The sequence below is a fragment of the Photobacterium sanguinicancri genome (assembly GCF_002265265.1).
In the GTDB taxonomy this organism is placed as follows: domain Bacteria; phylum Pseudomonadota; class Gammaproteobacteria; order Enterobacterales; family Vibrionaceae; genus Photobacterium; species Photobacterium sanguinicancri.
This window is the reverse complement of record NZ_NOIF01000066.1, coordinates 1-24,419: the sequence shown is the minus strand read 5'-3', so window position 1 is coordinate 24,419 and position 24,419 is coordinate 1. Positions and strand designations below refer to the sequence as shown.

Annotated in this window: 22 protein-coding genes; 15 read left to right on the top strand and 7 right to left on the bottom strand. The window is 43.9% G+C overall.

Features of this window, described 5'->3' with window-relative positions; all coding sequences use genetic code 11:
• Positions 1 to 280: 280 nt before the first annotated feature.
• Positions 281 to 1,675 (top strand): SPFH domain-containing protein, encoded by a 1,395-nt coding sequence (locus ASV53_RS11755; protein WP_083541006.1) that lies wholly within the window; start codon positions 281 to 283, stop codon positions 1,673 to 1,675.
• A 173-nt stretch (positions 1,676 to 1,848) separates the two neighbouring features.
• Here ASV53_RS11755 and ASV53_RS11750 read toward each other — a convergent pair whose 3' ends face one another.
• Together ASV53_RS11750 and zur are read right to left on the bottom strand one after the other, a co-directional pair.
• The gene (locus tag ASV53_RS11750) at positions 1,849 to 2,310 is read right to left on the bottom strand and encodes a chemotaxis protein CheX (protein WP_048900367.1); all 462 of its coding nucleotides are present in this window, start codon (positions 2,308 to 2,310) and stop codon (positions 1,849 to 1,851) included.
• 28 nt (positions 2,311 to 2,338) lie between these two features.
• The gene (gene zur, locus ASV53_RS11745) at positions 2,339 to 2,788 is read right to left on the bottom strand and encodes a zinc uptake transcriptional repressor Zur (RefSeq protein ID WP_062691676.1); all 450 of its coding nucleotides are present in this window, start codon (positions 2,786 to 2,788) and stop codon (positions 2,339 to 2,341) included.
• Positions 2,789 to 3,701: 913 nt separating this feature from the next.
• On the opposite strand from zur, the gene dusA reads away from it, so the two are divergent.
• The 7 genes from dusA to ASV53_RS11705 all read left to right on the top strand — a co-directional run bounded on the left by dusA (position 3,702) and on the right by ASV53_RS11705 (position 10,835).
• Positions 3,702 to 4,742 (top strand): tRNA dihydrouridine(20/20a) synthase DusA, encoded by a 1,041-nt coding sequence (gene dusA, locus ASV53_RS11735; protein WP_094957229.1) that lies wholly within the window; start codon positions 3,702 to 3,704, stop codon positions 4,740 to 4,742.
• 240 nt (positions 4,743 to 4,982) lie between these two features.
• Positions 4,983 to 5,219: an envelope stress response protein PspG gene (gene pspG / locus ASV53_RS11730; RefSeq protein WP_062691677.1), complete on the top strand. Its 237-nt coding sequence runs from the start codon at positions 4,983 to 4,985 to the stop codon at positions 5,217 to 5,219.
• Positions 5,220 to 5,370: 151 nt separating this feature from the next.
• Positions 5,371 to 6,018, top strand: a complete 648-nt coding sequence (locus ASV53_RS11725; RefSeq protein WP_094957228.1) for a TIGR04219 family outer membrane beta-barrel protein — start codon at positions 5,371 to 5,373, stop codon at positions 6,016 to 6,018.
• A gap of 149 nt (positions 6,019 to 6,167) precedes the next feature.
• On the top strand, positions 6,168 to 6,401 hold the full coding sequence (locus tag ASV53_RS11720) for a hypothetical protein (RefSeq protein WP_062691681.1): 234 nt from the start codon (positions 6,168 to 6,170) through the stop codon (positions 6,399 to 6,401).
• A gap of 144 nt (positions 6,402 to 6,545) precedes the next feature.
• On the top strand, positions 6,546 to 8,363 hold the full coding sequence (locus tag ASV53_RS11715) for an assimilatory sulfite reductase (NADPH) flavoprotein subunit (protein ID WP_094957227.1): 1,818 nt from the start codon (positions 6,546 to 6,548) through the stop codon (positions 8,361 to 8,363).
• Positions 8,363 to 10,054, top strand: a complete 1,692-nt coding sequence (gene cysI, locus ASV53_RS11710) for an assimilatory sulfite reductase (NADPH) hemoprotein subunit (RefSeq protein ID WP_094957226.1) — start codon at positions 8,363 to 8,365, stop codon at positions 10,052 to 10,054. The genes ASV53_RS11715 and cysI overlap by 1 nt, the downstream gene beginning before the upstream one ends.
• Positions 10,047 to 10,835 (top strand): phosphoadenylyl-sulfate reductase, encoded by a 789-nt coding sequence (locus ASV53_RS11705; RefSeq protein ID WP_189337865.1) that lies wholly within the window; start codon positions 10,047 to 10,049, stop codon positions 10,833 to 10,835. Before cysI ends, ASV53_RS11705 begins: the two co-directional genes overlap by 8 nt.
• 114 nt (positions 10,836 to 10,949) lie before the next feature.
• Here the strand turns inward: ASV53_RS11705 and ASV53_RS11700 are convergent, their stop codons facing one another.
• Both ASV53_RS11700 and bamJ read right to left on the bottom strand, forming a co-directional pair.
• On the bottom strand, positions 10,950 to 11,450 hold the full coding sequence (locus tag ASV53_RS11700; RefSeq protein ID WP_094957225.1) for a DUF2780 domain-containing protein: 501 nt from the start codon (positions 11,448 to 11,450) through the stop codon (positions 10,950 to 10,952).
• Positions 11,451 to 11,660: 210 nt separating this feature from the next.
• Positions 11,661 to 12,281 carry a BamJ family beta-barrel-assembly machinery protein gene (gene bamJ, locus ASV53_RS11695; RefSeq protein WP_062691685.1) on the bottom strand — a complete coding sequence of 207 codons (621 nt, stop codon included), beginning with the start codon at positions 12,279 to 12,281 and terminating at the stop codon, positions 11,661 to 11,663.
• A gap of 136 nt (positions 12,282 to 12,417) precedes the next feature.
• Here bamJ and ASV53_RS11690 point away from each other — a divergent pair, with 136 nt between their 5' ends.
• Entirely contained in the window at positions 12,418 to 13,113 is a 696-nt protein-coding gene (locus tag ASV53_RS11690) for a LysM-like peptidoglycan-binding domain-containing protein (RefSeq protein ID WP_094957224.1), read from the top strand.
• 99 nt (positions 13,114 to 13,212) lie between these two features.
• Here the strand turns inward: ASV53_RS11690 and ASV53_RS11685 are convergent, their stop codons facing one another.
• The 3 genes from ASV53_RS11685 to ASV53_RS11675 form a co-directional block, all read right to left on the bottom strand.
• A complete protein-coding gene (locus ASV53_RS11685; RefSeq protein ID WP_094957223.1) occupies positions 13,213 to 13,674 on the bottom strand; it encodes a GNAT family N-acetyltransferase in 462 nt (153 codons plus the stop codon).
• A gap of 107 nt (positions 13,675 to 13,781) precedes the next feature.
• Positions 13,782 to 14,363, bottom strand: coding sequence for a Crp/Fnr family transcriptional regulator (locus ASV53_RS11680; protein WP_094957222.1), 582 nt, complete (start codon positions 14,361 to 14,363; stop codon positions 13,782 to 13,784).
• Between the two features lie 88 nt (positions 14,364 to 14,451).
• Positions 14,452 to 16,416 (bottom strand): bifunctional 2',3'-cyclic-nucleotide 2'-phosphodiesterase/3'-nucleotidase, encoded by a 1,965-nt coding sequence (locus ASV53_RS11675; protein ID WP_094957221.1) that lies wholly within the window; start codon positions 16,414 to 16,416, stop codon positions 14,452 to 14,454.
• 408 nt (positions 16,417 to 16,824) lie between these two features.
• Between ASV53_RS11675 and cysG the strand changes: the two genes are divergently transcribed.
• Genes cysG through cysQ form a run of 6 tightly spaced genes read left to right on the top strand, consistent with a single transcriptional unit; the run spans position 16,825 to position 23,735 of the window.
• The gene (cysG, locus tag ASV53_RS11670) at positions 16,825 to 18,231 is read left to right on the top strand and encodes a siroheme synthase CysG (protein ID WP_094957220.1); all 1,407 of its coding nucleotides are present in this window, start codon (positions 16,825 to 16,827) and stop codon (positions 18,229 to 18,231) included.
• A gap of 13 nt (positions 18,232 to 18,244) precedes the next feature.
• Positions 18,245 to 19,153, top strand: a complete 909-nt coding sequence (gene cysD, locus ASV53_RS11665) for a sulfate adenylyltransferase subunit CysD (protein ID WP_062691698.1) — start codon at positions 18,245 to 18,247, stop codon at positions 19,151 to 19,153.
• A 10-nt stretch (positions 19,154 to 19,163) separates the two neighbouring features.
• Entirely contained in the window at positions 19,164 to 20,594 is a 1,431-nt protein-coding gene (cysN, locus tag ASV53_RS11660) for a sulfate adenylyltransferase subunit CysN (RefSeq protein WP_094957219.1), read from the top strand.
• 4 nt (positions 20,595 to 20,598) lie between these two features.
• A complete protein-coding gene (locus tag ASV53_RS11655) occupies positions 20,599 to 22,326 on the top strand; it encodes an SLC13 family permease (protein ID WP_094957218.1) in 1,728 nt (575 codons plus the stop codon).
• A 25-nt stretch (positions 22,327 to 22,351) separates the two neighbouring features.
• Positions 22,352 to 22,972 (top strand): adenylyl-sulfate kinase, encoded by a 621-nt coding sequence (cysC, locus tag ASV53_RS11650; RefSeq protein ID WP_094957217.1) that lies wholly within the window; start codon positions 22,352 to 22,354, stop codon positions 22,970 to 22,972.
• Between the two features lie 19 nt (positions 22,973 to 22,991).
• A complete protein-coding gene (cysQ, locus tag ASV53_RS11645; RefSeq protein ID WP_094957216.1) occupies positions 22,992 to 23,735 on the top strand; it encodes a 3'(2'),5'-bisphosphate nucleotidase CysQ in 744 nt (247 codons plus the stop codon).
• The last annotated feature ends 684 nt before the right edge of the window (positions 23,736 to 24,419 follow it).

Genomic DNA, 24,419 nt, shown 5'->3' with positions numbered 1-24,419 from the left:
AAATTAGAACGCGGCCAATGGTCGCGTTTTTTTATATCTCTATTTTATATCGCCATATATTTATTGTGGACCCTATCAATTGTACGTCGTTTTATTTTTGTGTCATAAAAGCTCTAAAATGCTTACAATGCTGGGTTGATAAGATAATGAAAATAATGCATGTGCTAACGCGTTGGTAAATAGTGATTTTTAGAACTGTTTCCAGCCTTTTATATCAAGGAAGGCTGTGACAAGTGGCATCATAAACGAGTGGGTAATTATGGAAATAAAGGACGATACAATGGATATGAAAACTCAGCTAGCAGGTAATTTGAAAAAGAAAGTGTCAGTTCCTGTTGTGGCTGGCGTATTGGGAGCGGCTGCCATCTTCGGGTTGTTTAATAATTCGGTGCTGATGACGGATGCTGGGTATACCTATGTGCACCAGAATAACCTGACGGGCGAATTAGATGTATTTAGTGAGCCCGGTATTCATTTTCGTATGCCATTCTTGTCGAAAATCACCAAGTACGATCAAGTGATCACTGTATCTTACGGTAATACGACAGGCGAAGACTTCTACCAACGACTACCTGCGATACAAGCGCGTTTTGCTGATACCTATATTGGAAATATCCCAGTTACCTTCCGATTCAAATTATCGTTGAACCCTGAAGCCGTTATTAAGATGCACCGTGAGTTTCGTAATAACAGCAACCTCATTGATGCATTACTGGTAAAGAATGCCCGTAATGTCACGGTTATTACAGCCACGCAGTACACGGGTGAAGAGTTCTTCCAAGGTGGATTAAATCAGTTTAAAACACAGTTGGGCGATCAACTTCGTGACGGTATTTATATGACCGAGCGTAAACAAGTTGAAGTTGAGCAGATCGATCTTGCGCCTGTAGGGGTGAATCAGTCTAACTCCAATAAGTTGCAACGCACACAGCAGTTAGTATGGAAAACAGTTCCTGTGTTTGATGCCGATGGTAACCTCAAACGTCAAGATAACCCGCTACAGCAGTATGGTATCGCGGTGACACAGGTGACGATTGGCGATCCATCGCCAGAAGAGCAATTAAACAAATTGTTGATGGATAAAAAGCGTTTAGTTGCTGATCGAATTCGTGCTATCCAAGAACAAGAAACATCAAAAGCGCAAGCTGAAACCGAGCAGTTGCGTAAAGAAATTCAGCGTACTCGTGAAGTACAAGATGCTCAGCGTAATAAAGAATTAGCGATAATCTCACAGCAAAAAGAAGTGGAAATTGCTCGTCAAATTGCAGAACGTGAAATCGTTGAAGTTGAAAAGAAAAAACGCTTAGCGGAAGTCGATAAAGAGAAAGAGTTGGCGATTGCTGAGGCGAACTTAGCCATTCAAAAAGCCAATGCATTATCGGCAGAATATGAAGCGAAAGCGATTCTGGCAAAAGGCCGAGCTGAGGCTGTGGTATTAAAAGCGAAATACGATGCCTATGGTGCGAACCGTGATGTGTACTTAGCTGAGCTTAATCGTGATGTTTCTACAGCGTTATACAATAACTTGAAAAACTACCAAGTTGAGATGCCTAAGAACTACTTTGGCGGTGGTAATGGTGGCAAGCTAACCACGAACTTAGATGTGATCACTGGTTTTGGGGCGTTAGGCATATTGGATAAAACGCAAAAACTAACGGATGAGAAACAGAACTAATCGTGACGATGCTTGTTTGATATCAGCCTGAGTGAGTAAATATATCGGTAGAGGTATAGTTAGGAAAGCTTGCTTGGGGTGATATGAGGGTATTTGTGAAATTTAGGCAGTATTAAACACCAGTCAGAGACTCTGACTGGTGTTCTAATATCGTCGCTGCGGTAGGCATAATATTAATCGAAGCAGATTTCGATGAATGCTTTTCCGTGCTCAGAATCAAATGGCATGATAATGATTGCGCCATCACACTTGTGCGTAATAGTGTGGCCGCGACCAGAAACAACTGCTGGTGTTGCCATATCAAACTCATAGCCTTTGTCGGATAGGATACGTTTAGCACCACCCGTGACCATATTGGTAATTTCACCCACCATATCAGTGACTTCTTCATTGATACCGTTAGGGCGCTCACCCAGCATACGCTGCATGATTTCAAGGGCTAAGCCTTCATCAAAAGTGATCGACATAGATCCCTTTGTCGTCGGGCCAACCATACCGATTAACCCAGAGACATCACCTCGGGCTACTTCATCTTTTTTTAAACGAGGCTTTTGAGGAGCAAGCTCCATCGATGCCATTGTTTTTAATACGTTTAGCAATGATGCTAAAAAAGGATTTACGAATTCTGCGCGCATAATGACGTTATTATTCTTTAATTAAAGGTTACTGCTGATCGCTCTGACAGTCTTTGCAAATACCATGGCTTTCTACCACATGGTGAGCGATTTTAAATCCATGAGAATCAGCTTTAATACGTAATAATTTTGCCAGCTCTTCATCATGACATTCATCTACTGAGCCACACTCATCACAGATCAATAGCTGTGAACAATGCTCGGCATGACCAAGCAAGCAACAAGCAATATAGCTATTGGTCGACTCGACTTTATGGATAAAGCCTTGAGCCATGAGAAAGTCTAACGCTCGATAAACTGTAGGTGGCTTCGCTTGTGGTTCCGTTACTTTTAGTAAATCTAGCAACTCATAGGCACTGATCGAGCGACGATGCTCAACAATAAGAACGAGAACTTTCAAACGCTGAGGCGTTAAGCGTACACCTCGTTGCTCACAAAGTTGTTGTGCTTGAAGCAACAGTTGTGCTTGGCTTGCCATATAACCTCAAATAACAGCGGTAGGACCTGTAGTTTACCACAGCTAATAATAAAGGTATCTCAGAACAAAAAGTTCCTGATTGGAAGATGAGGATTTTTTGTGTTTCTGATCACAAATTATTATCGCTAGTTACGTCTATATAGCGGCACTCTTTCCATTTTTCTTTACTGCGCGAAGGTTTATTTCCAATAAATCGCACTATGTCCTCTAAGTTAGCCCACTTTTGTCCCAAATATTCATCATGTACAGCTTTGTTGTCTTTTTTACGCTTTTTTGTGTCCATTGGTGAGTGGGTAGAGTGTTTACTGATTTAAGTCGTTGATATTATGGTTTTTAATGGCTTGTGCAGCTTTTGGGTTATTATTATGCAAAAGCTAAAAGAGCTGTACGGTTTGTTTTTTGTCATTATATTTCAGGTGCTTACGATTAAATTAAAAGTTACATTATGTTCTTTATTCTTTGAGGGAAGATTTCAATTGATAGTTTTCGCTTGTACAGCAAAAGGTAGAATGTTCAGTAGAAAGCTACACCTTCTTAAAGTTGGGTGTTTTGGACTTTTGTAAGTCATTGATTCATATTTATTATAATGGCTGTGCAGCTTTTGGGTTGCTATGTTCCAAAAGCTATTTTTGCTGTACGCCGTTAATTTGCAATGGAGTCTTTGGGTTTTATCTTCATTTAAAACAGTTGGTTATGTTTTTATTTGATATTTAGAATTTGGCCTATCATGTTACTTTTAGTTTCTATTTTGAGCTGGAATTAATGCGTTGATAGCTGTTATGAGGGCTTTATGGCCGTGCAAATAAATCCAATTGGGAAACAGGGGTGAATAAGGTAGAATTCGTGGTCATTTTTCACTCTTTGTTTGTATCGAGTGGGAGAACGTAATAATGGTGATTAACGAGGTTATCTAATGCCAAACAGTGCTGTTGCGAGTTGCGACGATTTACATACAGAACTTACACATCAGGAGGAGTTTCCTTCGTGTCGTTTCTCTGTCGCGCCTATGCTCGATTGGACTGACCGTCATTGCCGTTATTTTCACCGTTTAATGAGTGACCATGCATTGCTTTATACCGAAATGGTCACAACGGGTGCGATTATTCACGGTAAGGGTGATTTTCTTGCGTATAACGAAGAAGAGCACCCACTTGCGCTGCAGCTAGGGGGCTCAAACCCTGCTGACTTGGCGCGTTGTGCTAAATTGGCGCAAGAGCGTGGTTACGATGAAATAAACCTGAATGTAGGTTGCCCTTCAGATCGAGTGCAAAACGGAATGTTTGGTGCTTGCTTGATGGGTGAGGCTGACTTAGTGGCACAGAGTATTGCCGCAATGCGTGAAGTCGTTGATATTCCTGTTACGGTGAAAACGCGTATCGGTATTGATGAGCAAGATTCTTATGAATTTTTGACCCACTTTATTTCGACGGTTTCTGAGAAAAGTGGCTGTGACGACTTTACTATTCATGCGCGTAAAGCATGGCTAAAGGGGTTAAGCCCGAAAGAAAACCGTGAAATTCCACCGTTGGATTACCCGCGAGTCTATCAATTAAAACAAGACTTCCCTCATCTTAAAATGGCGCTGAATGGCGGCATTAAGACGTTTGATGAGATGGATGAGCATTTAAAGCATCTTGACGGTGTGATGGTAGGTCGTGAGGCATACCAAAATCCCTATATCATGGCGCAAGTGGATCAACGCTTATTTGGTAGTACTAAGCCGATTATCAAGCAGCGTGAACTGGTTGAAGCTATGTACCCATATATTGAACGTCAACTTGCTAATGGTTCGTACCTTGGCCATATCTCTCGCCATATGCTGGGTTTATTCCAAGGCTTGCCGGGTGCGCGTCAGTGGCGTCGTCACATTAGCGAAAATGCACATAAAGCGGGTGCTGGTATTGAAGTGTTACAGCAAGCGGTAGCAAAAATTCCAGCGGAATTGGATGTTTAGTTGATTTAACTAATCTATTGGTAAAATTGACCACATTTAAAAGAGCGATAGGCGAAAAGCCCTCGCTCTTTTTTTTTGATCGTGGCTTATCCTATTGATTATATGGGTTTTATTTTAGCGCGTGGAAGTGGCGCAGTTTGTGCAGTTTAGATGGTAGTGATGAATACAGTAATTAAGCAGACTTTGCCGATATAAAGCGGTTATTGAATGTCTGCATAATTTGGAATTTGAGGGGGACGTATGGTCGAGATTTTATTTCTATTCACATTTGCGATGGTGCTGATATTTACAGGTATCAGCATGTTGGGGATGTTCTTAGCGGTGGCAGCAGGCTTTGCTGTTATGGCGGTTATTGGGATGTTAGGTGTGATGTTTAAGCTACTCCCTTGGCTTATTGTTATAGCCTTAGGTGTATGGTTTTACCGTGAGCATAAGGCTGATAAATTACACCGTAGCCGCATGAATTACCGACGTTAAAATTGAGTTTTTACTCAGGTTATAAGTTACGTCAAGAGAGTGTTATTTTTTGTATAGAAGGCATTGTTTAACAAATCAAATGGGGTCATTTTGTACAGCATCTGGTATAGTCTCGCCCGAATTTTATACAAAATAAGAGCGGAGACTCTGCATGAACAAATTTACTCTTACAGCAGCGGCAGCTGCTGTAGCATTTGCAGCGGCAATGCCAGCACAAGCAGCTACCCTTCTTGGTGTAAAAGTAGGTGCTGATGCATGGTTTACTGGCGGTAAAACAGATTTACCTGCAGAATCTGTAGATGCTGAAAACAAAACAATGGGCACATTCCACATTGCGTTTGAGCACTTTATTCCATTGGTACCCAATGCACGTATCCGTTACAGCGATGTTGATAACGGCACTGTGTCTTTCAATCAAATTGATTACACGGCTTACTACGAAATTCTAGATAACGACGCAGTTGCGCTGGATCTAGGTGTGGTGATGTCTAAATTCAACGCTGGTAAAGTGGGTAACCAGTCATTCAGCGAATGGCAACCAGCGGTTTACGGTGCGGGTGAAATCGGTATCCCAATGACACCAGTTTCTGCGTTTGGTGATCTGACATACGGTACATACGACGATACGAAAACCGTTGATGCACAAATTGGTGTTAAATGGACCATTCCTCTACTTGTTGATCTAAACCTTCGTGCGGGCTATCGCGTGATGGATCATGACTTTGCATTCATTAACGGTTACAACTCTGTAAAAGTGAAGAATGACGGTTGGTTCCTAGGTGTTGAAGTAGACATCTAATCGTTACACTTACCTTGTAAGTTTGTACGAAAAGCCTTAGGGAAATATCCCATAAATTGAAAGCCACGATTATCGTGGCTTTTTTGTTGCCTGTTTTCTCAATTATGTACCATTTTTAATAGATGACTGAGTTATCAGGAGTCAGGCTTATGACATTAACGGAACTGCAGGGCTTATATGCACGTAGCGACTTAGTTGAGGCGGTTGTGGAACCTTCGATTCAAGAAGGGGGCTGGATCGTTGAGTTTCGTCATCGCCGGGGTGGCTTTGTTCCACTAACGGATGGTGCGGGTAGCGAACAGTGTTACCAAGATATTGATACCGCGAGTGAGCGTGCGTTTGAAGTGGGTTTTCACCAAGTGCGTATCGCCGATAACTTTTAAATTTCCTTTCTTTCTTATGATAGGTGAGGTGTTACGGCGGCACTCAACCTTACTAAAAGTTATAAAACATTCTTATCTATTCTTTCTTGTTATTTCATTGAGTGGCTAATCTAACCTTACGCAATGTATAGGGAACGTCGTGTCATGGTACTCAAGGAACTGTCGGCCTTAGCCAGCCCACTCAATGATCAACAAATAGATCAACTTCAACAGGCTACATCAGAATTGTCATCTCAACAGATGGCGTGGATCAGTGGTTACTTTTGGGGGTTAAGCCAAACGCAACCCACCGCGCAGCCACAAGCTGAGAGCCATTCTATTGCCGCTGTTGCAAGCCAACCTGTTGGTAAGCTAACCATCATTTATGCCTCTCAAACCGGTAATGCGAAGGGGCTTGCAGAAACCTTGCATGCCGAAGCGGATGCTGCGGGTATTCATGCCGAAGTATTCTCTGCGGGTGATTACAAAGGTAAAAATTTAGCAAAAGCTACGCATCTTATTATTATTGCTTCTACTCATGGTGAAGGTGAAGCGCCAGATGATGCGATTGAATTACATGAGTTTTTGCAGTCGAAGAAAGCCCCGAATTTATCTCACCTGAAATATGCGGTGATTGGACTGGGTGATTCTAGCTATGAATTCTTCTGTCAAACTGCCAAAGACTTCGATAGTTACTTAAACAAACTGGGGGCGGAATCAGTACTTGAACGCCTCGATTGTGATGTTGATTATGAAGCGCAGGCAGCGCAATGGCGTGCATCTGCGTTAGAGATTGTTCAGCAAACGCTTTCAACGGGTGAGGCTGAAGTGGTGCAGTTGCCTGTCGGACAAAGCCAAGCATCGGTGTCGCAATATACTAAACAGAATCCGTATGACGCGGCATTACTTACCAGCCAGAAAATCACTGGGCGTAATTCGGGCAAAGATGTTCGTCATATTGAGATTGACCTTGAAGGTTCAGGGCTAACTTATCAGCCTGGTGATGCGCTCGGGGTGTGGTATGACAATGATCCAGCCCTCGCCGCCAGAGTGATAGCCCAAGTTGGATTGACAGAAAAAACTCAAGTCGATGTTGATGGCGTTTCATTAGTGCTGTTAGAGGCATTAACGAAGCATTATGAAATTACCAATGCCAACCCTCAGTTAGTTACCCAATATGCCTCGTTGTCAGGCAGTAAAAAATTGGAAAAGTTACTGTCTGATAAAGACAAGCTACGTGCCTATGCGGGGAATACTCAAGTATTGGATGTACTAGCTGAAAAGAAAACCAAGCTAACTGCAGAGCAACTACAAGGGTTACTACGTCGCCTTACTCCTCGTCTTTATTCTATTGCCTCTAGCCAACAAGAAGTCGGTGAAGAAGTGCATTTAACCGTTGGGGTTGTTGAATATCAGCAAGGTGAGGAAACCCGAAAAGGTGGCGCTTCGAGCTTTTTATCTCACCGCCTTGAAGAAGGAGAAAGTGTTCGCGTTTTTGTTGAAGCGAATAAGCATTTCAAACTGCCTGAAAATGATGATACTTCCATCATTATGGTGGGGCCGGGCACCGGTATTGCGCCTTTCCGTGCGTTTGTGCAAGAACGAGAAAGCCGCGAAGCTAGTGGTAAAAGCTGGTTATTCTTTGGTGATCGAACCTTCACAGAAGACTTCCTCTATCAAGTCGAGTGGCAGAAATACTTGAAAGCCGGTGTGATTGATCAACTCGATGTAGCCTTTAGTCGTGATCAAGCAGAAAAAGTTTATGTGCAGCACCGCTTATTAGAGCAAGGTGCCAAGGTATGGCAGTGGCTTCAAGAAGGGGCGCACTTTTATGTCTGTGGTGATGCAAACCAGATGGCAAAAGATGTCCATCTGGCGTTACTCACTATTATTGAACAGCATGGCCAACAAAGCCGAGAGCAAGCAGAGCAGTATTTAACTGAGCTACGTAAGAGTCAGCGTTATCAAAAGGATGTGTACTAATGAGCGAACAAAAATTAGCAGATAACGAACGCCTGAAGCGCGAAAGTAATTTCTTACGTGGCACCATCGTTGAAGACTTAGCAAATCCAGTTACTGGAGCATTCCAGGGCGATAACTTTCAGTTGATCCGTTTTCACGGCATGTATCAGCAAGATGACCGTGATATTCGCGCTGAACGTGCCAAGCAGAAGCTGGAACCGTTACAGAATGTGATGTTACGCGCGCGTATGCCGGGGGGGATTATCACCCCTACACAATGGCTGGCGATTGATAAATTTGCCGCGGACCACAGTATTTACGGCAGTATTCGTTTAACCACCCGCCAAACCTTTCAGTTTCACGGGGTATTAAAACCCAACATTAAGTTAATGCATCAGACGCTAAATAAAATCGGGATTGATTCGATTGCAACGGCGGGTGATGTAAACCGTAATGTGCTGTGTACCACCAATCCTGTTGAATCAGAGCTACACCAAGAAGCCTATGAGTGGGCAAAGAAAATAAGTGAGCATTTACTGCCAAAAACAAGGGCTTATGCTGAGATTTGGTTAGATGGTGAAAAGCTGGAAACGACGGACGAAGAGCCAATTTTAGGCAGTACTTACCTACCGCGTAAGTTTAAAACGACCGTGGTTATTCCGCCGCAAAACGATGTGGATGTCCATGCCAATGATCTCAACTTTATCGCGATTGCCGATGAAGGTAAGTTAATCGGCTTTAATGTGCTGGTGGGCGGTGGCCTTGCTATGACACATGGTGATAAATCGACATATCCACGCCGTGCTGATGATTTTGGTTTTATTTCTTTAGATAAGACGATTGCAGTGGCCGAGGCGGTGGTGACTACCCAGCGTGACTGGGGTAATCGCTCTAATCGAAAAAATGCCAAAACTAAGTATACGCTGGATCGTGTCGGCTCTGATGTATTTAAAGCGGAAGTAGAAAAGCGTGCGGGTGTCGAGTTTGCAGCGAGTCGCCCGTACGAGTTCACTGATCGCGGTGACCGGATTGGTTGGGTAGAAGGCATTGATGGTAAACACCATTTAGCGCTGTTTATTGAAAATGGTCGTTTACTCGATTTTCCTAATAAACCACTAAAAACAGGTATGGCAGAAATTGCGAAAATCCATAAAGGCGATTTTCGTATGACGGCAAATCAAAATGTTATTGTGGCAGGTGTACCTGCTGAGGAAAAAGAGAGGATCGAAAGGATCGCGCGTGATCATGGTTTGATTGATGATGGCGTAACCGAACAGCGTAAAAATTCAATGGCATGTGTGTCATTGCCTACCTGCCCACTAGCCATGGCAGAAGCCGAACGCTTTTTACCGGATTTTGTGACGGATATTGAAGGTATTTTAGCGAAGCATCACCTTGGTGCTAGCGAAAATATCATTACTCGAGTGACGGGTTGTCCTAATGGCTGTGGCCGTGCCATGTTGGCTGAGATTGGCTTAGTCGGAAAAGCGCCAGGACGTTACAACTTGCACCTTGGCGGCAATCGTAACGGCACCCGCGTGCCGAAAATGTACAAAGAAAATATTAGCGTAGCTCAGATACTTGCCGATATTGATGAGTTAGTGGGGCGCTGGGCACGAGAGCGTGAAGAAAATGAAGACTTTGGTGATTTTACGATCCGTGCTGGCATTATTGAGCCAGTATTAGTATCCAAGAGGGATTTCTATGCCTAATTCAACCACAGCCGTGCTGCCTGTACGTTGGCAGCTACAGGATTTATTGGCTTTAAATAAGGTCGATCAAATACTTAAGTTGGCTCAAATCAATGCTGAACTTGAAGTGCTATCGGCTGAAGATCGTGTTCGTTGGGCGCTTGAGTACCTTCAGGGTGATTTTGCGTTAGCCTCTAGTTTTGGTGTGCAATCGGCGGTTATGTTGCATTTAGTGACCAAAGTAAAGGCGGATATCTCGGTTATTTTGACTGACACGGGCTACTTATTCCCTGAAACGTATCTGTTTATTGATGAGCTTAAAGAGCGTTTGTCATTGAATGTTCAAGTTTACCGTTCGCCACTGACCCCCGCTTGGCAAGAGGCACGTTATGGTAAGTTATGGGAGCAAGGTGTCGAAGGAATTAAGCTTTACAATAGATTGAATAAAGTTGAACCGATGCGTCGCGCACTTGATGAACTTCAAGTTGGGACGTGGTTTTCTGGCTTACGTCGTGCACAGTCAAGTTCTCGATCTTCGTTGCCAGTACTTGCGATTCAAAATGGGGTGTTTAAATTTCTCCCTCTGATTGATTGGAGTAATGATGATGTAGATGCATACCTAGTTGATCATAAGTTGCCTTATCACCCGCTATATGAACAAGGTTATATGTCGGTAGGCGATGTGCATACAACGCAGAAGTGGGAGCCAGGTATGAAAGAAGAAGAAACCCGTTTCTTTGGGCTAAAGCGTGAATGTGGACTACATGAAGATGATGCGGAATCCGATGGTTCAGGTATTTAGTTGGTAGACTAAACCTTCTTATTTTCAATGTTTACAAGACTCTGACAGGGTAGCTTTGGCTACCCTGTATGCTATGCGGCGCTAAAAAGTGGTGTTGCAATTTACATGTTTATTTTAGCTCGCTGGGTTCCATATTTTTCCGACAGCTTCCATCAGGCCTGCACTGGCTCCTTGGTCGCCCATGAATTGCATGACGACGGGAATGAATTGGCTGACCATACTCGGGTCCATGCCTAGGGTGGCAAAGACTTTATTTAAGCTATCCGCATTGGTGATCATACTGCCAAGCCCGGCGGGAAGTGAATCGGCTAAGCCTTCAGCCCCTGGGATCATGTTGGTGAGTTCGCTAGCCTGATCGCCTGTCAGTTGTTTACTTGCGAGTGATAACAATGCACCTGCGCCACCGGCTGCTTGTTCATTACTGATCCCGAGTTGGCTGGTTAGCATATCAGTTAAAGGGTTACTTAATACTTCACTGGCGGCTTCTGTTTTTTCATCTTCACCACCAAACAGATCGGAAAAACTGAACGCGTTAGCGGCGGTACTGAAACTGAGGCAGGCAAATAATGTCAGCACAGTGCTGAAAAGGTGACTTCGTGAGGCAAATGACTTCATGGCTTTCTCCTATTTAACCAAGGCTAGGAGCGTAGAGGTATCTCAATGGGATGAAATACTTTTATGCTCAGCAACGTAGTTAAGCCTAGTGGAGAATGTGGCACTCGTAGCAAATAAATTCACTAAAAAGTGCTATAGCTATAGATAGTTACAGCACATACAAAAAACGGCGCAAGCGCGCCGTTTTATTACTGAAAGTTAGCGGGTAACTTACAGGATATCTAGAAGCTCAACTTCGAATACTAGTGCTGCGTATGGAGGGATAGCTGCACCCGCACCGCGTTCACCGTATGCTAGGTTTTGTGGAATGTGTAGTTTCCACTTAGAACCTACAGGCATCATTTGTAGAGCTTCAACCCAACCAGCGATAACGCCAGTTACAGGGAACTCAGCAGGTTGACCGCGAGTTACAGAGCTGTCGAATACAGTACCGTCGGTTAGTTGACCGTGGTAGTGAACACGTACTTGCTTGTCTGAAGTTGGGATTTCACCGTTACCTTCAACAAGAACTTCGTACTGAAGACCAGATTCAGTTACTGTAACTTCTTCGCGTAGTGCGTTATCTTTTAGGTAAGCTTCGCCGTCAGCTGCTGCTGCTTTTGATTGCTCAGCACGTGCTTCTTCTGCACGAGTGTGAAGATCGCGAAGTGCGTTGTTGATATCATCAACTTCGATTTCTGGCATGTCGCCAGTTAGAGAAGTTGCGATACCTTTAGCGATCGCAGCAACGTTTAGGCCTTCAAGACCGCTTTGTGCTAGCTGTTGGCCCATTTGTAGACCAATACCGTAGCTTGCTTTAGTTTCAACTGTATCTAGTTTAACGTCAGACATGTTGTCATCTCTTAATTAGAGTCAATAAGGCAAGCAGGATACCAGTTTCGACCCTTACGGGTAAACTGTTGTTAAGAATTGTCACCTTTTTTACGTCGTAAATGTGTTTTGCTGTATTCGTTATGGAGAATTAGTTATGGGACAGGCCAGACGCCGTTCAAAGAAAAAAAGCGAATTTAAGCTGCCAGAATGGCAGTTTGATCGTGCGGCTCTTTCTGCGTTAAAGGATAAAGGCCTGACTGCACTTGCTCCGATTCGTGAGCGATGGGCTAAGTTACCGACATTACATCGTCGAGCATTAACCGTTTTAGTGCCTGTGGTGGTGCTATTACTGCTGTTACCCAGTAGCCCTAGCATGACAGTTGAACCCGAGACGGACAGTGTTCGTCGCGAAGTGACGTTAAATTTAGGGGAAAGTGCGCCAGAACCGATTGGCGAACGCTCGGAACCCGTATCGCCGCAACGAGTGAAGCGGGCAGAACCTGTATCACCATCGACGCCTAAAACAGTGAGTATTCAATCTGAGAAAACAAGCAGCGTTGCTTCAAACAGCACGAAAGCGCTTTCGCTTGAATGGCAGCGCTATCAAATTCAGCAAGGGCAGACATTGGCGAATATTTTTCGTGAAAAGTCACTGCCACTCTCTGACTTGTATGCTGTAGCTGCAATTGAGGGGAAAGATAAGCCACTAAGTAGAATTAAATCGGGTCAATGGATCCGTTATAAGCAAACGGCTACGGGTAATCTTGATGCGATTCAAATTGAAACTACCAGTGGTAAATCTGTGATGTATTACCGTTTGTCTGATGGTAGCTTTTCGCGAGGTAAGTAGGGACGTTAGGTGTTATTGATATGAGGGCAACAGAGGTTACCGATAACAAAGCCGCATAATGCGGCTTTGTTCGTTTTAATAAGATGGTACTTAATAGTGTTAGCGAGTAATTGCTTTTTCTAAACGCATATCAATATGCGGAATGTCATCTTCTAAGTACATCTCGGATATCGCGCTAAAGCCGTAGCCCTTGTAATACGCTTGCAAGTGGTCTTGGGCGCCAATATCAATGGTTTGATCTGGCCATTGCACTTGCGCGGCATCTAATGCCCGCGTTAATAATTTATGCCCCAAGCCTTTTCCTCGTGCATGACCTGTCGTTAATACTCGTCCAATACTGACATTGTCGTAAGTCACACCTGGAGGTAGAAGGCGTAAGTACGCCACTAACTGATTATTATCGTAAGCCAGTAAGTGCTGCGTATCTGGGTGACGGTCATGTTCATCTAATTCGTGGTAAGGGCAATTTTGCTCTACCACAAAGACATCAACACGTACTTTTAGTAGTTCATACAGTTGGTGGGTCGTCAGTTGTTCAAACGGTAAACAGTGCCATTGCATACGGTATTCTCATCTCTTCAAGGTTGGCTTTTCAAGGCTAGTCATTATTATGAATAGTGGTGATATTTTATTTATAATCGTTCTACTCAAATAGTTATTTTTTGATGTTATTTTTTCAGGCCTTTATCTTCATCCTGCCGCGCTTTTATTCGGCTGAGGCTGGTGGCTGTGATCCCCAAATAAGAGGCGAGCTGTTTATCTGTGATCTGTACATCCAGCAGTGCAAAGTTGCTGGCAAATAATCGATAGCGTTCCTCTGGACTATACATCAGCATGAAGCGCTCTTTGTTTTCTTTAAAGGTGAGCTGGCGTTCGAGTAAGGCTGTATATAAAGGGTGCTGCTGGGTACGCCATTGTTCGAGTAAACGAATTGGCAAGGCTAAGATGCGACTGGCGACAAGCGTTTCAAGTAAAAATGGCGAATGACCATGAGTGGTTAGCGCTTCGAAACCGATAATGGTTTCTTGTTCCCAGTAGAACTCTTTACTAAAAGCGCGGCCTTCTTCCGTTAAGTAGCACGCGTGGCATACCCCCTCCGCTAAAAAGTAAAAGTGTTCCGCGGTTTGACCTTGGTGGATCAAAATATGGCGAGTAGGTAGTTCCAGTGGTGTTGCTTGTGCTGTAACGGCTTGAGCGTCTTCATCGCTTAACCCAAATTGCAGTAAAAATTGGTGCAATGCTGCTTTCATGCTGAACTCATTGAAAAGTGATGGTGTTGGTAGCATAACAAAAAAAACCGCCGCAAAAGCGACGGTCTTTATTTATAGAGCTTGAGGGTTATTTTGCTTGTAGATCGATACGGTAAATCGCAAAGCCTACTTTGTCTGAACCGACATTTGTCATCGGGTAGACGCCTTTCTCTTTAATAAACGCCGCCGCTTTGTCTGTTGGTGATGTTTCGAAGGTAACGTTTAGTTTTTTGTCACTCTTCAGTGGTGCAAAGTGCCAGTTATTATCGGCACTTGGGATCACTTGGCCTTTTTCTTTGCTTACACGGCTGATGTAGTCAGACAGTACTGTGCGGTTTTCATCTGGTGATGCAAACGCGACAAACTTCTCACCGGTACCCGCAAACTTACCACTGTATGCGCGGTAGTTATTGGTGGCGATAATGAAGTCCTGTTTTGGATCAACCGGTTTGCCATTAAAGGTCAATGTTTGAATACGTTCAGCATCAGCATTCACCAGTTTACAGTCACCGTCGTAACGCGCTGGCTGAGAAATGTCGATTGCATAGTTAACGCCATCAATGACATCAAAGTTGTAGGTACGGAAACCATCCCAGTTGATTAGGCCTTGTTGTGCAGTGCTGTTGACATCAATTTGGTTAAATTGCGCCGCTGAACATTCAAGCCATTCTTTGACTTCTTTACCGGTTACCTTCATAGCAACAAGCGTATTTGGGTATAGATAAAGGTCAGCTGCGTTACGGAACGTTAGTTGGCCTGATTCTACTTCAGTAAAGTTTGTTGGATCGTTACCGCGACCACCTGCTTTAAACGGTGCAGCAGCAGAAAGGACTGGGATACCATCTAAGTCTGGGTCACCTTGAATAAAGCGTTCTACATAGTCTTTTTGCGCAAGGTTAACTATTTGCACTGTTGGATCGTCTTGTACCAAGGCAAGGTAGCTGTACATGACATCGCTAGCTTTACCTATTGGTTGATTCACAAAAGTACGGGTTGCATTATGATCGTCAGTAATGGCTTTCACCATTTTTTGGTCAGCTTCAACCAGTGCTACGCGCTTTTCTTTATCAAAAATTGGGCGAGCTTCTGTTTTCGCATCGCTTACTTCCCAACCTGCATCTTCTTTTTCAAGCACAAGATCGACAACACCTAGGTGATCACCCCAGCGGCCAGGCATAACGGCAGCAACGCCATTGATAGTACCTTTTTCGATATCAGCGCCTGGAACATTGGCAAAGCTCTTGCTCGGGAATACGGCATGAGAGTGACCAAAAGCAATGACATCAATGTCTTTAACGTCTGTTAAGTAGTATGTTGAGTTTTCTGCTTGAACTTTGTAAGGATCCGTAGAAATGCCAGAGTGAGGGATCGCAACAATAATGTCTGCGCCTTCTGCTTTCATTTGTGGAACATACTTTTCAGCTGTTTGTTTGATATCTAGCGCATCAACGCGGCCTTCAAGGTTCTTCTTATCCCAAATCATGATCTGTGGTGGTACAAAACCGATGTAACCCACTTTTACTTCGTGCTCAACACCATCGGTATCTTTTAACGTGTGTGATTTGATGATGTATGGCGTGAAGAGGTTTTTACCTGTTTTTATATCAACAACGTTGGCATTTACATACGGGAAGTTTGCACCCGCAATTGAGTTTTTCAAAAACTCTAAGCCATAGTTGAATTCGTGGTTACCAATATTGCCCACTTCGTAATCTAGCTGATTCATGGCTTTATAAGCAGGGTGGATTTCACCCATCTTAATGCCTTTGTCAGCCATGTAGTCGCCCATAGGGCTACCTTGAAGTAAGTCACCGTTATCAACCAATAGGCTGTTGGTCACTTCTGCACGCGCTTCTTTTACTAATGTTGCTGTACGAACTAAGCCTGTTTTTAATGTTGGCTTATCTTTGTAGTAGTCAAAGTCCATCACATTCATGTGAATGTCGGTGGTTTCAAGAATACGTAGCTTGATGGTTTCTGCCGTTGCAGGACCAGCCATTGTCAATAAACCACCTAATACCGCAATAGTAAGAGGCTTGGCAGATAATTTCATGATTTACTCCAAGAAAGTGAGTTAGGAAAAGCTCGGCTAAGGTATCAAAAAACATGTCGAGTGAAAGTTTGATTCTTACTTTAATGTGCTGTAACTCTCACTTTAAGTGCGATAAATGTTATCTCATCAGCAGTTCTTATTTTAGGTCTAGATGACGCCTGTGCTATTTAAGAAAAAAACAGCATAAGTTACATCCAAAAGAACTAGTGAAAGTGCCACATCATTCCAATTAGGCACATTTGCCGCCTTTTTTACCCGAATTACAGTTAATTTATTGTGTCTACTCTCCCATTTTTGATTTCCTTATCTGAACCAAACTTTTTGGAATAAAAAATACAATTTTAGAATTTCAGGTAATATCGAGCTGTGTCTATAGTGCTCTTAATAGGAATGAAAGAGGGCGCAGGCATGGACTACTTGCCAATTTTTGCAGATTTAAAGCACCGACCGTGTGTCGTGGTGGGTGGCGATACTGTCGCATGGCGTAAAACTCAGATGTTGCTAAAGGCGGGCGCAGATGTTCGTGTGGTCGCGGAAGAGTTGAACGCAGATTTTCAAGCGGCGGTGATCAATCTGCAAGTTACCCACGTTGCTGCTGAGTTTTCTCCTGAATTGCTTGATGGCATTTTCCTCGCCATTGCCGCGACTGAGCGTAAAGCACTTAATGCTTTAGTGTATCAATCGGCTAATCAGCGCCAAGTGCTGGTGAATGTGGTGGATGATACCCAGCGTTGCAGTTTTATAGTGCCTTCTATTATTGATCGTTCACCGATAGTGGTCGCGATCTCCTCTTCGGGTAAAGCGCCCGTTCTTGCGCGTTTATTACGTGAAAAAATTGAAGTGTTATTACCACAACACATAGGGGCGATGGCAACCATCGCAGGTCGCTTTCGTGATCGCCTTAAACGGACTATTTCTGATTTTTCTACGCGTCGTTTGTTTTGGGAACAGGCCTTCGATGGCCGTTTTTCACAGCTAGTTGCTACGGGTAAAAAACAAGATGCTGAAAATGAGTTGATCCGTTTATCACAGACGATGCAGCCGCAAGGTGGCGTCTCACTTATCGGTTCAGGTCCTGGCGATGCAGGTTTGTTGACACTGCGTGCTTTGCAGTTAATGCAGCAAGCGGATGTGGTGCTGTACGACTATTTAGTGTCGGATGAAATTATGGATTTAGTACGCCGTGATGCAGAACTTGTCTGCGTGGGCAAGCGTGCGGGTTTTCACAGTGTGCCGCAGCAAGAAACTAATCGATTAATCGTCGCATATGCTCAACAAGGTAAACGAGTGGTGCGGTTAAAAGGGGGTGACCCCTTTATGTTTGGCCGTGGTGCGGAAGAGCTGGAGGTTTTAGTTGATGCTGGTATTCCGTTTCAGGTTGTGCCGGGTATTACGGCTGCTGCTGGAGCGACAGCGTATGCTGGGATTCCGCTGACCCATCGTGATTATGCACAAACAGCGATGTTTATTACTGGCCATACCAAATCGGAAAGTGATCCCCTTGATTGGTCTATTTTGGCGCGGGGTAAGCAAACTCTCGTTATTTATATGGGCTTGATGAAATCGAGCTACATTCAGCAACAGCTACTGCAACATGGCCGCGAGGCTGACACTCCAATCGCCATTATTGAGCGTGGCACTCAGAAGAATCAGAAAATTTTTAAAGGTCAGCTAAGTGAACTGGCTGAGCTCGCAAAAAATGCGGCTTCCCCATCGTTGATAGTGGTGGGCGAGGTCGTGACATTATCAGAAAAACTACGTTGGTTTGGCAATCAGGACGTTCAACCAGAGCCACGATCAGTGGTCAGTCTTTAGCATGGAGAGAGTGATGGACCCGAAACGATTAACTCATCTCAAGCAGCTTGAAGCGGAAAGTATACATATTATCCGTGAAGTCGCTGCTGAGTTCGATAACCCAGTAATGATGTATTCCATCGGTAAAGATTCATCGGTGATGTTGCATTTGGCTCGTAAAGCCTTTTATCCCGGCAAAATCCCGTTTCCGTTGTTGCATGTTGATACCGACTGGAAATTTCGCGAGATGATTGCGTTTCGTGATCGCACCGCAAAAAAATACGGTTTTGACCTGTTAGTACACAAAAACCCTGAAGGGATGGCGATGGGGGTAGGGCCGTTTACACATGGGTCATCAAAGCATACCGACATTATGAAAACCCAAGGGCTTAAGCAGGCGTTAGATAAGTATGGTTTTGATGCGGCATTTGGGGGCGCACGTCGTGATGAAGAGAAGTCACGAGCGAAAGAACGAATCTATTCGTTTCGCGATAAAAACCACACCTGGGATCCTAAAAATCAACGCCCAGAATTATGGAAAACGTATAACGGCCAAATCAACAAGGGTGAGAGTATTCGAGTTTTTCCACTCTCCAATTGGACAGAACTCGATATTTGGCAATACATCTACTTAGAAAATATCGAAATTGTGCCTCTATACCTATCTGAGGTTCGCCCTGTGGTTGAGCGTGATGGGATGTTGATTATGGCTGATGATGATCGATTAAAACTAGAACCTGGAGAAGCGATTGAACATAAAAGTGTGCGCTTCCGTACCTTGGGTTGCTACCCACTCACAGGCGCTATTGAATCTGAAGCCAATACCTTGCCAGGTATTATTGAAGAAATGCTGGTAGCGACATCGAGTGAACGACAAGGGCGAGCTATCGATCATGATCAATCAGGTTCGATGGAATTGAAAAAACGCCAAGGTTACTTCTAAGGGAAGAGTGATGAATAGTCTTATTGAACAACAAGTGGCTGAGCTAGGCATCGAAGCTTACCTTGATCAGCACCATAACAAATCATTGCTGCGCTTTTTAACGTGTGGTTCCGTTGATGATGGCAAGAGTACGTTAATAGGGCGCTTGCTCCATGATTCACACCAAATTTATGAAGATCAACTAGCGGCTATTCACACTGATAGCCAAAAGGTGGGAACAACGGGTGATAAACCGGATCTCGCTTTGCTGGTGGATGGTCTACAAGCGGAACGAGAGCAAGGGATCACGATTGATGTTGCTTATCGTTATTTCTCAACTAAAAAGCGTAAGTTTATTATTGCGGATACGCCAGGGCATGAGCAGTACACCCGCAATATGGCAACGGGCGCATCGACCTGTGATGTCGCAGTCATTCTTATTGATGCCCGTAAAGGGGTGTTAGATCAAACGCGTCGTCATTCTTATATCGCTAGCTTATTGGGTATCCGTCATTTTGTGGTTGCGATTAATAAGATGGATCTGGTTGATTTCGAGCAAGCGCGCTTTGAGTCGATAGCAGAGGATTATCTCGCTTTTGCACAAAAGCTTAACCGCAATATCGATATTCAGTTGGTGCCTTTATCGGCTCTTGAAGGGGATAACGTGGTGAGCTTGAGTGATAAAACACCATGGTATAGCGGGGACTCGTTATTAACACTGCTTGAAGATGTCGATTTTGGTCAGGAGCGCGAAGGGGAAGCGTTACGTTTTCCTGTGCAGTATGTGAATCGTCCGAATCTCGATTTTCGAGGATTTGCGGGTACAGTCGCAACAGGAACGATCAAGGCTGGTGATGCGGTGAAAGTGCTGCCATCGGGTAAAGCTTCGGTCGTGGAGCGTATTGTTACTTTTGACGGTGACTTACCTGAAGCTTATCCCGGTCAGGCAATCACGCTGACACTGGCTGATGAAATCGATATCAGCCGTGGTGATACCATTGTCGCCGCTAATGATGAGGTACAACTCAGTGATCGTGTTCTAGCTGATATTGTTTGGATGGCAGAGGCGCCACTAGAGGTTAGCCGCCAGTACGATATGAAAATTGCAGGTAAGAAAACAGTCGGCTTTGTTCAGGCTATTCGTCATCAAGTTGATATTAATAACCTTGATACATTTGCGACTGATGTACTGCCACTTAATGGTATTGGCTTGTGTGAAGTCGTGTTGACTGAATCTATCGCGGTCGATGGTTATCAGCAAAGTACGGATACTGGTGGCTTTATTATTATCGATCGCTTAACCAATGTTACCGTTGGCGCAGGAATGATCCGAGAAGCGTTAGTGCAAGATGCTGATAGTAGGAAAGCAACGAATGTGAGTGCTTTTGAATTGGAGTTTAATGCTTTAGTTCGCAAACACTTCCCACATTGGGATGCGAAAGATATCAGTAAGCTGAGGTAGCCGGATGAACTGGGATCAAGGCATTGTGCTTGCCATGTTAATGGTGATTGTGACTTGTCTATTAACAACGCGAATCAAACCCGCATACTTGTTTGCTGGGGCTGCTTTTATTGGTTATCAAACTGATATGATTGATTTGGTGACGTTGGCTGGCAATTTTACTAATTCATCACTATTAACCTTGGTGTTGCTGATCCTTGTTTCCATTGCGTTAGAGAAAACGCGCTTGATTAGCTGGGTTGGCCAACAGATCTCCCGAGGAGGCCAGTCTAGCGTGATTGCTAAACTCGGATTATCGACGGCCCTTCTCTCTTCTTTTACCAATAATACCGCCGTGGTGGTGTCTTTAATTGGTGCCATTAAGCGTAATCAACGACATGCGCCATCGAAGCTACTCATTCCCTTATCATATGCGGCTATTCTTGGTGGAACACTGACTCTCATTGGGACTTCAACGAATTTAATCATCAACAGTTTTGTTGAAGATGCGGGTCTGCCGAGTCTTAATTTTTTTGCTCCTACTTTAATTGGCCTAGCAGTTTTGGTTACAGGCATGTTGATTGTGATCCCGCTCAGTTACTTCCTACCGAGTAACGATGATGGTCAGCAAGATGCATTGCCATATTTTTTAGAAGCCAAGATAGAACCTTTATCTCCGTTGGTGGGCAAGTCAGTCGCTGAAAATGGTTTACGTGCCTTACGACGTTTGTTTTTGGCTGAGGTGATTCGAGACGGACAAACCATAGCGCCCGTGTGTCCAAACACAAAACTACAGGCGGGTGATCGTTTATTATTTTGTGGTGATGTGGAAAGTGTCACCACACTGCAAGAAATAGACGGATTACAACTCTTTGGACAGCACCACCTGAATGGGCAATCCATGATGGAAGTTATTGTGAGTCACTCTGCTGGTATTCGAGGTAATACCTTAAAAAGCGTGAAGTTTCGGGAGCGATTTGATGCCGTTGTTGTGGCAATTCGCCGTGGACATGAGCGTTTAGCGGGGGGCTTAGGCAATATAGAACTACATGCTGGAGATACGCTGGTGGTAGTGCCGGGGAAAAGCTTCCATGCAAACAAGCAGCAACTTAATCGTGAATTTGTCTTGGTTAATGGGCTTGATTCCAGTGCTCGTTTAGATAGAAAGAAAAGCATCGCGGTTTTATTGGGCTTTATGACCGTTATTGCTGGAGCACTACTGGGCGGTTTTCCAATTATTAAAGGGTTGGCTGGTTACTTACTATTACTCGTTGCTGTTGGCATCATCTCTTTCGCTGAACTTCGTCGCCGGTTTCCTATTGATATTGTCGTGATTGTTGGTTCTGCGCTGTCATTGGCCCAGTTAATGATGTCCAGTGGGTTATCTGAACGTATTGGCGACCTTTTCATGACCGCGTTAAACGGCTGGGGACTTTACGGTGCTTTAATTGCGGTATACCTACTTACCCTTATTTTGACTGAACTTGTCACGAATAATGCCGCCGCCGCGTTGTCATTTCCTATTGCTTATAGCCTTGCAGTTAGTTCTGGCGCAGATCCTATGCCTTTTATTATGGCTATCTTGTTTGGTGCCAGTGCGAGTTTCATCTCTCCTTATGGGTATCAAACTAATTTATTGGTTTACACCATAGGAAATTATCAACTTAAAGATTATGTACGGATTGGTCTGCCGCTCTCGATAGTGTATTCCATCGTAGTGCTTGGTTTGATCCCTGTGCTGTTTCCTTTTTAACGACAGACAGAATGGAGTCTTATATATGTCTACGGATGTGCAAATGGAAGATTCAAGTAACATCGTGTGGCATCAACACCACGTTGCTAAACAGCAGCGCGCTCAACAAAAGAATCAAACACCTTGCGTACTCTGGTTTACTGGTCTTAGTGGAGCGGGTAAATCTACCGTCGCTGGCGCATTGGAAAATAGGTTAGTCGAGTTGGGTTATCACACTTACCTTTTGGATGGTGATAATGTGCGGCATGGGTTGTGTCGTGATTTGGGTTTCTCAAGCCAAGACCGTCGTGAAAATATACGTCGGATTGGTGAAGTTGCTAACTTAATGGTTGATGCTGGATTAATTGTTTTATCTGCTTTTATCTCGCCTCATAGAGAAGAGAGGGAAATGGTCAGAGATTTGGTTGGTGATGATGCATTCTTTGAGGTCTATGTTGATACTTCATTAGCTGAATGCGAGAAGCGAGATCCTAAAGGCTTGTACAAAAAAGCGCGGGCAGGCGAAATTAGCCAGTTCACGGGCATAGATTCTGAATATCAAATTCCGCTGAAACCTGAAATACATTTGAATGCTGGTGAGCAGACAGTTGCTGAGTCAGTGGAAGCATGTATTCAAGCGTTAAAGCGTCATAATGTTATTTCATAGAATAAAGGAGAAGTCATAGGTGAAAGCATTGCTAGAATCGATCGTTGAAATTGCGTTATCGGCAGGAGATGCCATCATGATGCGCTATCACAGCAATATAGAAGTAAAAGAAAAAGCGGATTCAAGCCCTGTAACAGAAGCCGATCTTGCTGCGAATGCCATCATTATTGATCGATTAACCAGCTTGACGCCTAATATTCCCATTCTATCGGAAGAGTCAGTTCACATTGAATGGAAAGATCGCCAATCGTGGGAGACATTTTGGCTAGTGGATCCATTGGATGGCACTAAAGAATACATTCGAAAGAACGGTGAGTTCACGGTTAACATTGCACTAATAGATAAAGGTGTACCAGTACTATCTGTTGTACATGCTCCTGCGTTAGATAAAACGTGGTTAGCTGACGGTAAAACTGCATGGCTTCAAACAAAAGTTAGCCGCGATGCCATTAAGGTAAAAACAGCATCTGTTCCGACGGTTGTAGGAAGCCGCTCTCACCCCAGCCCTGATTTAGCTACTTTCTTAGAGCAGCTGGGAGAGCATAAGTTAGCCGAAGTGGGTTCATCACTAAAGTTTTGCCTTGTTGCGGAAGGGCGGGCGCAGTATTACCCTCGTTTAGGTCCAACGATGATGTGGGATACAGCGGCAGGTCACTGCGTAGCTGTCAGTGCTGGAGCTCATGTCAGTATGTTGGATGGTACGGCACTAAGTTACCACAGAGAAAATCTATTAAATCCCTCCTTCCTTGTAAAGGCAGCCTAAATACTATCGCTCTTAGTCTTACTTAAGAGCGATATTTAGTGCTACGAGCGCTATTTTTATCAACTACACTAGATCCTACTTAACTTTTTAGATGCCCCTAAAGTAGTTCGATGCCTTTATTGATGGGTTTTTGTGTTCTTTTGCTGCTTTTAGTGTCTAAAAGCAGCATTCGCCCTGAAAGTTCAATAAAAGGGTTGTGCTTTAGTGTGGACTCCCTATAATGCCGCTCCATCGACAGGGAATACAACGGATGAATAAGTTATTCATAAGTTGTGTATAACATGTCGGTAAGGTGTTCTTAACTTTATCTTGATTGAAATGAGCTTGTTTTGCTCTTGTTAGTGATGATAAATGATGGCATCTTGATGATGTTCTGGTGAGTTGGCTAAAAGTTGATTTATTGGTTTGTTATCCTCAGTATCTAAGCGGTTTTAATTAATTTAAAATAACGCTTGACTGAAAAGTTTGGTAGCGTAGTATACGCAGCCTAGCCAGCACGAAGTGTTGCGCTGAATGTTCTTTAACAATTTGACCATGCAATCTGTGTGGGCACTCGTGAAATGAATAGTCAAAACTGTTCATTGTGACTTTTTAAGTAACAATGAACTTGGCATCAATGAACTGAGTGACCAATACAAAACTTAAGTTTACTTAAGCTTTGGCACAGTCAATTCGAATATCATG

Coding starts and splice junctions, on each gene's coding strand:
- ASV53_RS11755 (WP_083541006.1), top strand. CDS start 281: ATGGATATGAAAACTCAGCTAGCAGGTAATTTGAAAAAGAAAGTGTCA.
- ASV53_RS11750 (WP_048900367.1), bottom strand. CDS start 2,310: ATGCGCGCAGAATTCGTAAATCCTTTTTTAGCATCATTGCTAAACGTA.
- zur (WP_062691676.1), bottom strand. CDS start 2,788: ATGGCAAGCCAAGCACAACTGTTGCTTCAAGCACAACAACTTTGTGAG.
- dusA (WP_094957229.1), top strand. CDS start 3,702: ATGCCAAACAGTGCTGTTGCGAGTTGCGACGATTTACATACAGAACTT.
- pspG (WP_062691677.1), top strand. CDS start 4,983: ATGGTCGAGATTTTATTTCTATTCACATTTGCGATGGTGCTGATATTT.
- ASV53_RS11725 (WP_094957228.1), top strand. CDS start 5,371: ATGAACAAATTTACTCTTACAGCAGCGGCAGCTGCTGTAGCATTTGCA.
- ASV53_RS11720 (WP_062691681.1), top strand. CDS start 6,168: ATGACATTAACGGAACTGCAGGGCTTATATGCACGTAGCGACTTAGTT.
- ASV53_RS11715 (WP_094957227.1), top strand. CDS start 6,546: ATGGTACTCAAGGAACTGTCGGCCTTAGCCAGCCCACTCAATGATCAA.
- cysI (WP_094957226.1), top strand. CDS start 8,363: ATGAGCGAACAAAAATTAGCAGATAACGAACGCCTGAAGCGCGAAAGT.
- ASV53_RS11705 (WP_189337865.1), top strand. CDS start 10,047: ATGCCTAATTCAACCACAGCCGTGCTGCCTGTACGTTGGCAGCTACAG.
- ASV53_RS11700 (WP_094957225.1), bottom strand. CDS start 11,450: ATGAAGTCATTTGCCTCACGAAGTCACCTTTTCAGCACTGTGCTGACA.
- bamJ (WP_062691685.1), bottom strand. CDS start 12,281: ATGTCTGACGTTAAACTAGATACAGTTGAAACTAAAGCAAGCTACGGT.
- ASV53_RS11690 (WP_094957224.1), top strand. CDS start 12,418: ATGGGACAGGCCAGACGCCGTTCAAAGAAAAAAAGCGAATTTAAGCTG.
- ASV53_RS11685 (WP_094957223.1), bottom strand. CDS start 13,674: ATGCAATGGCACTGTTTACCGTTTGAACAACTGACGACCCACCAACTG.
- ASV53_RS11680 (WP_094957222.1), bottom strand. CDS start 14,363: ATGAAAGCAGCATTGCACCAATTTTTACTGCAATTTGGGTTAAGCGAT.
- ASV53_RS11675 (WP_094957221.1), bottom strand. CDS start 16,416: ATGAAATTATCTGCCAAGCCTCTTACTATTGCGGTATTAGGTGGTTTA.
- cysG (WP_094957220.1), top strand. CDS start 16,825: ATGGACTACTTGCCAATTTTTGCAGATTTAAAGCACCGACCGTGTGTC.
- cysD (WP_062691698.1), top strand. CDS start 18,245: ATGGACCCGAAACGATTAACTCATCTCAAGCAGCTTGAAGCGGAAAGT.
- cysN (WP_094957219.1), top strand. CDS start 19,164: ATGAATAGTCTTATTGAACAACAAGTGGCTGAGCTAGGCATCGAAGCT.
- ASV53_RS11655 (WP_094957218.1), top strand. CDS start 20,599: ATGAACTGGGATCAAGGCATTGTGCTTGCCATGTTAATGGTGATTGTG.
- cysC (WP_094957217.1), top strand. CDS start 22,352: ATGTCTACGGATGTGCAAATGGAAGATTCAAGTAACATCGTGTGGCAT.